At 46.8% G+C, this 10636-nt stretch carries 7 protein-coding genes; all 7 read right to left on the bottom strand.

Annotation, left to right across the window (positions count from 1 at the left end):
* Positions 1-2: 2 nt before the first annotated feature.
* Complete coding sequence (locus OL444_RS20900) at positions 3-410, bottom strand: EamA family transporter (RefSeq protein WP_264729974.1); 408 nt, start codon at positions 408-410, stop codon at positions 3-5.
* 628 nt (positions 411-1038) lie between these two features.
* Positions 1039-2139 (bottom strand): D-TA family PLP-dependent enzyme, encoded by a 1101-nt coding sequence (locus tag OL444_RS20905; protein ID WP_264729972.1) that lies wholly within the window; start codon positions 2137-2139, stop codon positions 1039-1041.
* Between the two features lie 49 nt (positions 2140-2188).
* Complete coding sequence (locus tag OL444_RS20910; protein WP_264729971.1) at positions 2189-3853, bottom strand: cyclic peptide export ABC transporter; 1665 nt, start codon at positions 3851-3853, stop codon at positions 2189-2191.
* Positions 3854-3878: 25 nt separating this feature from the next.
* A complete protein-coding gene (locus OL444_RS20915) occupies positions 3879-5180 on the bottom strand; it encodes a PLP-dependent aminotransferase family protein (protein ID WP_264729970.1) in 1302 nt (433 codons plus the stop codon).
* Between the two features lie 19 nt (positions 5181-5199).
* Complete coding sequence (locus OL444_RS20920) at positions 5200-5670, bottom strand: RidA family protein (RefSeq protein ID WP_264729969.1); 471 nt, start codon at positions 5668-5670, stop codon at positions 5200-5202.
* Positions 5601-6581 carry an NAD(P)-dependent oxidoreductase gene (locus OL444_RS20925; RefSeq protein ID WP_264729967.1) on the bottom strand — a complete coding sequence of 327 codons (981 nt, stop codon included), beginning with the start codon at positions 6579-6581 and terminating at the stop codon, positions 5601-5603. Before OL444_RS20925 ends, OL444_RS20920 begins: the two co-directional genes overlap by 70 nt.
* A gap of 25 nt (positions 6582-6606) precedes the next feature.
* Positions 6607-10635: a non-ribosomal peptide synthetase gene (locus tag OL444_RS20930; protein WP_264729965.1), complete on the bottom strand. Its 4029-nt coding sequence runs from the start codon at positions 10633-10635 to the stop codon at positions 6607-6609.
* Position 10636: the final 1 nt, after the last annotated feature.

The following is a 10636-nucleotide window of genomic DNA, read 5'->3' on the forward strand; positions in this document are numbered from 1 at the left end:
GCTTATACTTTTTTTTCCCGCCACCTTATGTGGCTGATACGGAGCCCGGCCAATACCAGCAAGGTGCCTGCCAGTGAATACCTGGTAATGGGTTCGCCCAGTACCAGGTATCCCATTACATAACCGGCTACAGGTGTCAGATATAGCCACTGACTGGCTTTTACAATATCCTTTTTTAGCAGGTAAAACCACAATGCCATCGTTACAATGGATATCATAAAAACCAGCCAGCATAAAGAAAATATAAAGCTGGTATCTATATGTATTTCCTGTGTTTGTGTAAGCAGCGCCAATGGTAATAACCCCAGGCCGCCAATCAATATTTGCTCAGCAATATGTTTTTCAAATAAACATATACTGCATTTCTTCTGCACATTACACCTTTCCACCCCTCCATCAATCCTACCCATCAACACTTACCCGCTCCCACCAACACGCACACACAACAGCGAACGCAGCCTGCATTATTGCCAACCCGTTACCACTACGACAAGTGTCATATTGTCCATTAATAAAACACGCCTGTAGCGACTACCCATTACGCCTACACGCATTCCTCTACTACGTCTGCTATTTATCCGACCCTCCTAATAAAGTATTAAATTGTCCAAATGACACCTATTTATTATACCCCAATCACTTGATTTAATATGACAGACATCCCCCAATACGACACCTTCTGCTTCCATTTCCAAGAGCTACCATACAGTCATATTAAACTAAAAGCCGGGACATATCTGCTGTCCCGGCTTCGCGCCATAAAGTTCGTTTATTACACCACCTGAACATACTACCGATCAATAGTACACCATTTCCAACCATATTAACAACCTGCATTTATACCATACCTGTACCTCTCCTCTCCGATGCTATCTTTATCAAAAAAAAGGTATGCTATAAACAATAACAGCCTCCCAAACGACCACCTATTTCATTAAGTGTCGTTTGAAAGGCTATCATCCCCATCAATATTCTTTATGGTATTACCACATATATCACCTCACGAGGCAGTAATATCTACCTATCCATCGAAAAAAATCATACATTAATCATCCGGTCTCTTGCCGTCACTTTCCATTTAACGCCCGCCATACCGGCTTCTATCACATGCACATGCTGATGCAATGCTACCGTCGGGCAGATATGCAGCGGCACCCCATACCATACATCTCCTACCTGATAAACACGGGTATCCGGTACTTTCATCACCAGGTGTTCTTCACTTTGCGACACGGCTTCCGCCTCCGGTGCATTCAGAAAATGTACCCGCGGAAACGGATTCTCTGCCGCTACAGACTTATGTCCCAGGTCCAGGCATAACAACTGGTCATCCAGTACTGATATGACCCGGGTAACAATCAATACCGCATGATCGAACGGTTCATCCGGCAGTATACGTTTATACAGTCCATCCCAAAAAACAAAGGTGCCCGGACTGCACTCTACGCCCATTCTGCCGGCATGTACGGGAAAAGAAGGTGATCCGCCGGCAACAATGCGGGGCGGCTCACCGGATATGGCTGTAATGCCAGCTATCACCGGTGTCACTTTTTCAAAACATTCATTCACTCTTTTGCTGCGCGCCGCCAGATCCACATCCCTGATATGCCCATCATATACATGTAGTCCTCTGCATATCAGCCCCGGTAATGTTTGCAGGTAACGATACAGCTCCAGCGCCTTTTCAGGTTTGATACCCGTTCTGTTCATCCCCACATTCACATCGATCAGCACCTCCAGCTGCCGGTTAGCTTCACTGGCTGCAGCCGACAGGATATCAGCGGTTCCTGCATTATCAACAATACAAGAGAAAACGGTATCAGGACTGACCGTCATCAAGCTGAAAAAGCGGTTCACTTTCGGGCCTACAGGCTGATGCGCCAGTAATACATCCGGCGCTTTGACAGCAGCCAGCATTTCCGCTTCCGCGATGGTCGCACACTTAAATTTGTGGATACCTGCTTCCAGCAACATCTGGCATACTTCGCTCATTTTATTCGTTTTCACATGCGGCCGTAGCCGGTCCGTATCATTGAGCATACTTTTCAATGCAAGGATATTATCTTTCACTCTATCCCTGTACAGCACCAATGATGGTGAATCTATCTCTGAAACATTTGTAATGGTATACCAATGCATAGTTGTATAAATAAATGTGGCGGTTAATTAAAATAATTTGATCCCGGCATCAGACTACCATACGCTTTTCCTGGAAGATCATGGTTTCATCCGTTAGCTGCCCGTATTCCATTTTAAATAGTTTATCTGCACAATGATAATAGGCATCATCATGTGTGATAGCGATTACCGTAATGCCTTCCCCTTTAAGATAAGGTATGATCTCTCTATAGAATTTCTTCCTGAAACCAGGGTCCTGGTCAGCGGCCCACTCATCCAATATAACTACCGGCCGGTCTTCCAGGAGTACCGCAATCAACGCCAGCCGCTTTCGTTGCCCGGTAGAAAGATCGATGGACGAAAATCCGTTTGCTGTTATCGTCACCTTCTCCTGTATTTCAAATAATGTTATCAGGTGCATCGCTTTCTCCCGGTCCATATTTCTGTGTCCGTAAAATTCGTCGAACAGATAGAAATCATTGAATACAATAGCAAACAGGGATTTATACTGGCTGGCATTTTCTGTTTTCAATAACTGGCCGTTAAAGGTAATCGTTCCTGTATCCGCTTTCAGCAGATGGAGCAGCAAAAGGATAAAGGTTGTTTTACCGCTGCCATTACCGCCATAGATGAAGATAACATCTCCCTTTGTGACCTGAAAGTTGATAGGACCGGAACGGAAGGTAGTTTCCAGTTGCTTATTATGGTAACAGTAGGTCAACGCTGTGATCCTGATATTACTGAAGGTATCTGTGGTGGCCGGCTGCTGTTCCGGGAATACTTTATTGTCTGACATCACCAGTTGTTGTTTCAGCTCCGCGATTCTTCTGGCAGACATCCTCGCCTGCAGCAGGCTGGGTAACAATACCATAATTGTTTCAATGGAAGAGAGCAGATAGAGTAATATAAACAGGAAACCAACGGTAACGGATACACTTATACCCGATGCCACACTATAGTAGATCAGGATAAAGGAAATGAGCAGATAAAAAAGTACCTGTCCGCTCATCTGATTATGCAGCAACCCGGTATATGCCCGGGTATTGCTATCGTATGCGGCTTCCGCCACCGGCAGTATCCTGCTGTTATAAATATCGTCTCCTTTGGCGGGATCCATCTGTATTTCCTTGAATCCGCCCATAATGGCGCCAAAGTATTTAATAAAGTCGTTTTCGAGATCGCGTGCCCGGCGGAGGTGCCCGTTATGCTGTTTTGTACTCAGCAGGTATCCTGCAACACCCAATGCGGCCACCCCCAATGTAATCCCCGAAAGTGGCAGTGACCTGATCGCCATATATCCCATACAAGCCAGCAGCATCACCAGCGAAATCGCGAACTGGATTATATTCAGGGATGCCTGTGTCAGTACATTCACATCATACACCAATGCGGCCTGGACCTGCTCTTTCCGGGATTGTAGCTGTGCGTAATCCGACCGGATGAGGATATACAGGATTTCATTCCTTATTTTCCAGAAAACACCTTGAGAAAACCGGACTACATCCGTTGCAAAGCTTTTTCTGGCCAGGATAAAAACCAGGATAAGCGGTGCAAATATCAGGACCTGTGTAACGTCGAACTGTTTGTATTGGCCTGCCAGCAATAACGCAATCATACGGTTTACCATCACCAGAAAAAGAAAACCTGCCAGGCCGGACAATACGCCTTTTAATATGATGCGGACCAGTTGCCAGCCGGCAACAAAACGAAACGGGACAAAATGGGGTGCTTTCATCAACTATGGGTTATCAGTGATAATATTACTGCATCATTGAAATTTTCTCCAGATCGCTATCGAAAGAAAAGTGTACACTATTATATGTTTTTCTTAGTTCATCCACTCTTGCCGTCGTATGCTGTGAACTTCCTTCCAGCAGTATAATCCGAAGTATATCTGCAATCTCTTTCATTTCATCGCCCTTCATTCCCCATCTGGTCAGTTCCTGAACGCCTATCCTGATCACATTCTGATGAAACACATTTTTGACATTTACACAGATATGTGATTCATGCAGTCGCCGGTATGCCTCATGGTTGGTCATTCCTTCCTGCACCCGCAACAGAAACTGATTACTGTCGGTGAATGACTTTCCGTTGCTTAGCAGCTGTAAACCATGTCCGGCCAGGTACTCAGACAACAGCCGGGCATTCTCGATGGTCGTCTGCGCATAGCTTCTGCCATACATTTCCATTTCCAGTATCGTGATGTACAAGGCAATTGCATGATGCGTATGCTGACTGGATACCAGGGAACTGCCGATTACTTCCATGGCTTTTTCACCGGTACTTTTATCTGCAAAATGAAGTAGCCCTTTTTGCGGACCGGGGAATGTTTTGTGCGTATTTCCCTGTATAACGTCACAGCCTTCTTTCAGCGGGTTGATATAGGCATCTCCCATGATCAGTCCCAGCGTGTGGGAGGCATCGTATACAATAGTTACTTCCTTTCCCAGGATATCCCTTACTGCTGCCACGGGCATGCGATATAGCGGAGCGCTGTCGTCGAGAAAAACCGCTTTGATATTTTTGTGTTCCTGTTTCAGTTTTTTCAGATGAGACAAGGAAAGCAGTAATTCCCGGGGATCATGTTCAATAAAAACACTCCTGCGTCCCAACCTGTTGATAAGGTTTCCGGTCGCAAAATGCCCGCCCCCATCCGGATGAACGGAGAGTACCATATCACCGGGCTCCGTAAGGCTGGAGATAGCGCTCATCATGGCATGCATGCCCGACAACATCCGGGTATCCGAAACTGTACCTTTCAGGCATTTTCTCAGCACTTCATGCGACAATGATTCCAGCCGGTAGATATTGGGCAGACCTCTGAACAGCAGGCTGGATTTCTGGGCAATATGATTAAAATGGTAGTCATTTGAAGTGCCGATATGATAACGTTGCGACAGCACGCTGGCCAACGCTCTTTCTGCAGTTCTCGACAACACATTTTCGTTGGCCGTCATATGCAGCGCTTCGCTGCTGAGTTGTTCCTCGCTTTGCAGTAAAGCAAGTACATAATCAGCAATACCGGTATTGTCTGCTATTTCAAATCCTTTTCCTATCATAAAAATACCTTTAGAGTGTTCAAATACCGCTTTCTATCTCCAGGTCCATGATCCCATCTATTTCTACTTTTGCTTTTTTCGATATTTCTTTTACTACCAATCGTATCCTTGCGGGATAAGGTTCCTGAAAAAATTCAGGAATTACTTCATCCAGAAAAGAGGCGTAGCAGATATCCGTGTAATACACCTGTAATTTGACGATCTGGTTAAGATGCCCACCTGCTGCTGCACAGATAGCGGCGAGGTTACGGAAACATATCCTGTACATTTCATGCGGATCATCCATTTCAATGACGCCGGTTGTTGCATTCATGGGAAGTTGTCCGCTGAGAAACACGAGGTTACCGGACTTGATTGCCTGAGAGTATTTACCCCCCGGCGTTGGGGCTGCGGTTGTATGGATCTTGGATTTAATGGCCGTTATTTTAAAGGGTGAACAAATGAATGTGACTTGTATAAACAGGCTTTCATTTTCCTGGCAAGATTGCAAGCCACCTCTTCCAGGGCGTCTTTGGTTCCTGCAGCAATGTGTGGCGTATAATACACCCTGGGGTGATGCACAAAGAAATGGCTATAGGTGGCATCTTCCGGCGCCTTGTTGTAAACCGGGTCCGGATACAGCGAGTCTAACGCACAGGAGGCGACGACGCCGGTTTTCAATGCTTTCAGCAAAGCCTGATCGTTGATAATACGCCCCCTCGAAGAGTTGATGAGTATACTACCCGGCCGCATATACGAAAAAGCTGTATCATCAAACATATCGGTCGTTTCTGCTGTCAGTGGCAGGTGTAAGGTAACAATATCAGACAGCTGTAATATTTCATGCAAGTGCTCCATCATGGTAAAACGTTCGTCCCATGGGCCATTCAGTTGCCTGACATAAGGATCATAACCATATACATGCCGGCAGAGGGGCGCTATTTTTTCAAGTACGCCGCGTCCGATATTTCCCAGGCCAATAATGCCCACTGTCATCTGCTGCAGGTTCCTGCCCTGCCAGCTATGTCTTCTGAAATCATTCCGCCTGGAGCCTTCATGTGCCTCCTGCAGCTGATGCCCCAGTAACACCGCCATACATATAACGTACTCGGCTACACTACAGACATTTCCTTCGGGGGAACAAATAATTTCGATATTCCTGGCGGCCGCTTCGGCCACATCTATATTATCCAATCCGGCGCCGGCACGGCCAATCACTTTGAGATTGACCGCCGCCCGCAACAGATCGGCTCCTATCCAGTTATTGCTTTTTATCACCAGGCCATCAAAAGGGGCGATCCGCTGTCTGATCTCTTCCTGCGACCAGGACCTTCCGTCAACAATATGGGCAAATTCGCGTATCGCTGCTGTACCTTTATCGGCAATTGTGTCCAGTAATAATATTTGGGGAATAGTATCCATGTGCTGATCTTTTTATGAAAAACAACTAACGCTTATCATACCTGATATTTCCGAAGAAAATCCCGGCTATTTCTTCAAATGGTTTGAACATCATCGTCATATGGTTGCCGGTAATAGTACTTACCTGCACCTTACTACCGCTGAATTTTTCAATACCATTGAAGGGTTTGTCGAAGTTGCGTTCAAAAGAGGATACACTCGCTGGTTTCACCAGATTGATCTCTCCTTCAAAATCACCCGGCCGGTACTGTTTTATCAGGAAATTAGCTTTATACATCAGCTCCGTGAACGTTTCTGCCACACCACTTTCTGCCTTGGGGTCGATTCCTCCCTGTATCAACAGCTGGTTAAGAATGTTTACCAGTTTCTCCCTGCTGATATCATCGTCATAATCGGAGGTATTAAAACCAGGATCTATCAGTATCAGCGACCTCACTTCCACCCCGCTTTTCTGCACCTGTACGGCAGCTTCGTAGGTAACACTGGCGCCGAATGACCAGCCGGCCAGATGTATCACTTTCTCTTTACCTATGTTCAGTATACTGTTTACATATACCGCCGCCATTTCTTCCAGGGTATCACTCTGGGCTTTGTATTTTTCCACGTCAAACGGATCAAACACCACAACAGACAATCCTTCCGGCACAAATGGTCCCAGGCCATGATAGATGAGTGAATTGGTAACAATGGGCGGTATCAGGAAAATAACATGTTCGTTTGCTGCTTTGAAATTGAGGGTATAATAGCCAATACCCTGATCGCCGGACCTGCGTACTTTATCAATCAGTCCGGCCAGCTTTTGTATATTGTTACAGCTATAGATATCCGATCCGGCTATTTTTACATCGAACTGCTTTCTTATTTCATAGGTTGCCCGCATCACCAGAATGGAGTCCAGCCCCAGTTCGAAGAAGTCTGTCTGCGCATCCAGCTGTATCTCCGGCAGGAGCAGCTTCACAATATCATATATCGCGCGCTCGGTAGGAGTTACCGGGGCATTGGCCGTGTTGCGCGAAACATCAGTAGCCACCATACTTTCCAGACGTCTGTAATCCACTTTTCCACTCGCCGTTACCGGAATGCTGTCTATCTTCCTGATTTCATGCGGCAACATATAAGATGGCATCCGCTCCTGCAGGAAAGCCCTGATAGCGATGTTATTCAGCTGTACTTCTTTTTCTGCCGGCACACAGAACGCGATGATGCGCTGCCCCCCATTGGTATTCAACGGTATCACAGCTGATTGTTCAACAGACGTATGCTGCATCAGGTTAAATTCTATTTCACCCGGCTCGATCCTGAACCCACGTATCTTTATCATCCGGTTCTTCCGGCCCTGGTAGCAAAGTTTACCAGTGTTATCTATATACCCCAGGTCACCTGTTTTCAGCAACACCGGTTCTTTTTCAGCTACTCCGCGAATAAATACACCTGCTTCCGGCACCTCATCCCTATAACCGCTGGCAAGGCTATCACCGGCCAGTACAATTTCACCGACTACTCCTACCGGTCTGGGTTTCAGGGATTCATCCATGACATACACCCGGGTATTGGCAATAGGTGTTCCCAATTGTACAAAGGAGGACGGGCTGTTGTCTGCATTCGTATATTCATAATACACCACTGATGCTGCTTCCGTGGCGCCATAGCGGTTCAGCAACCTTACAGCAGGCAGCTGCCCGCGAATTTTTTCCAACAGTGTCACCTTTACCGGTTCTCCGCTGATTTCCAGGATGGACAGTCCTGACAAACAGGAAATTTTATGGTTATCTGCCAGCAGCTGCAGGAAGGTGGGTGTCAGAAATATTCTTGTAATAGCGCTGTTGGCAAGGGTTTGCTCAAAGAGTTCCAGGTCTTTGGTAGCTGCTTCCGGAAATAAGTATAAGGTTGCCCCCTGCACAAGCGGTTCAAATATTTCACGTATAGCCGGTGCAAACGATAGCAATGTCTTCTGGCAATAAACGTCGTGGCCCTCCGCAGGGAATTGTGTATATAGCCACTGCAACCGGTTCAGATGACTTCCGTGCGAAGTCAATACCATTTTGGGTTCTCCGGTGGAGCCGGAAGTATAATTCACTGCGCAGACCATATCTGCTGTGATCACTGGGAAGGTGATCGCCGTATCATACAAGGGGACCTCCACGCCCAGTGGTATCTGCAGGATATCGGCCGGTAATGCCTGCAGCAAAACTGCTTGTTCGTCAGCAATCACTGCTTTTATACCAATGGCGGCATGCAGCCACAATAATTTTTCTTCCGGAAAATCCTTCTCCAGGCTCGTGACATGACAACCTGCTTTCAGTGTGCCGATGACGCCTGCAATGGCCTTCACGGAACGGTGCAGGTGAATGCCCACCGCTCCGCTGATCTGATGACTGATCAATCGCGCTGCAATGTAATTACTCATCTGATCCAATGCGGCATAGGTAACCTCCTTACCATCGTGATCACGAACGGCAATCTGTTGCGGATACCGTTCCACGGCCTGCATAAACCAGTCTGTCAGCGATACGGGATATGCCCCCGCCGGCACTACCTCTCCCCTTAGTACTGCAGGGCTGATGGCTGCCGGCGCAGTGAAAATATCCAAAGCGGAGACAGATTGCTCCGCCAATGAAGTAAGTTGATTGAAATTACCTGCCACAGTATGCATGACCGACTGTAGTACCCATCCGGTAAACAGGTCTGCCCGATAGCTCACGATCAGGTTCACGGCCGTATCTCTTTCGTACACCATCACCGTTAGCGGAAAGTGAGACGTTACACTTCTGCCGGCATCGCTGATATTGATTTCCTGCCCGGTAGCCGGTTGGTTTGTTTTACTGAAATGCTGATAGCTGAACAATACACTGAACAGATTATGACTGCCGCCGGCATTAAATATTTCACTCAGCGAAAGGTTGGCATTTTCTCTGGACACCAGCACCTGTGCCTGCAACTCCCGGATCATGTCCGTTACCGGTTTGTCTGTACCGAAGTTCATTCTCACCGGAATGGTAGCGATACAAGGCCCCATTACATTTTCTATCCCGTGCAATTCCGAAGGGCGTAATGTTACCATATTACCCCATATAAATTCCTGATAGCCAAAGCAGGCGGCGAGTGCCTGTCCCGTGAAAAAATTGAATGCCGCAGACAAGGATAACCCTTCCGCTTTCAACAGCCGGAGACTAGCTGCATCTAAAGTATATTCCTGTTTTAGTTCCCTATATACCTGTTGTGCAGCCGGTACCTCTCCCACACTGCAGGATTCCGGTAAAGCAGGACTGCAATTACTAAGCTGCTGTTTCCAGTAGGCGACTGATTTCTTTCTGTCAAGATTATTCATCCACTTCACATAAGTGGAAAACTGCCGGTTGTCTGCGAGGGAAACAGGCACGGGGCGGCCCGCTTTCAGGTCTTCTCCTATCTGCCATAATTCTTCCAGCAACAGCGATACGGTATTGCCATCCATAATCAGGTGATGTATGTTGATGACGGCGATAGATCCGGTAGGTGTTTCCAGGAGATGAAATCTTATCAGCGGCCGGGTGCTGATATCAAACTTCCGGGTACTTAACTGTTCCAGCTGCCGGGTTATCTCTGCTGCCGTTCCGGCTTCGATCTTGTTGCATACCAGGCAGTCTGCCGGCAGCACCTGTGCGGTAAACATACCTTGACTATCATCAAAATCATAAATGGTTCTCAGTATTTCATGCCGTGATACCAGTATACTACATATCTGGTGAAAGAAAGTAAAGGGTAAGGTTTCATCGAATCTGAAGGTGAATTGCAGGATATACCGGTTACTATCCGGGTTGTTTTTGACATAACTCACGATTCCTTTCTGGAAAGGGGTGAGTTGTTCCATTATACCTGTCGTTTCCCGCGTCCCGGCTTCTTCCTGGATTGCTTTCAAAAATCCTACGATTTCTGATTTGCGTGCTTTTATACGGTCATAAAGTATTTCGGATAATGTCCCGTCATAATTTATTTCCAGGTCATTACCAACGAGCGTCAGGTCTACGTTGCTCTCTTTCAGATTTCTGATCAGGGTTAAGATTTCATTTTCCATT

Origin of the sequence: Chitinophaga nivalis, assembly GCF_025989125.1 — a bacterium.
Taxonomy (GTDB): Bacteria; Bacteroidota; Bacteroidia; order Chitinophagales; family Chitinophagaceae; genus Chitinophaga; species Chitinophaga nivalis.

What these genes read in the sequence shown, in the direction of transcription:
- OL444_RS20915 (WP_264729970.1), bottom strand. Translation starts at nt 5,180, where the DNA reads ATGATAGGAAAAGGATTTGAAATAGCAGACAATACCGGTATTGCTGAT.
- OL444_RS20925 (WP_264729967.1), bottom strand. Translation starts at nt 6,581, where the DNA reads ATGGATACTATTCCCCAAATATTATTACTGGACACAATTGCCGATAAA.
- OL444_RS20905 (WP_264729972.1), bottom strand. Translation starts at nt 2,139, where the DNA reads ATGCATTGGTATACCATTACAAATGTTTCAGAGATAGATTCACCATCA.
- OL444_RS20900 (WP_264729974.1), bottom strand. Translation starts at nt 410, where the DNA reads ATGGGTAGGATTGATGGAGGGGTGGAAAGGTGTAATGTGCAGAAGAAA.
- OL444_RS20930 (WP_264729965.1), bottom strand. Translation starts at nt 10,635, where the DNA reads ATGGAAAATGAAATCTTAACCCTGATCAGAAATCTGAAAGAGAGCAAC.
- OL444_RS20910 (WP_264729971.1), bottom strand. Translation starts at nt 3,853, where the DNA reads ATGAAAGCACCCCATTTTGTCCCGTTTCGTTTTGTTGCCGGCTGGCAA.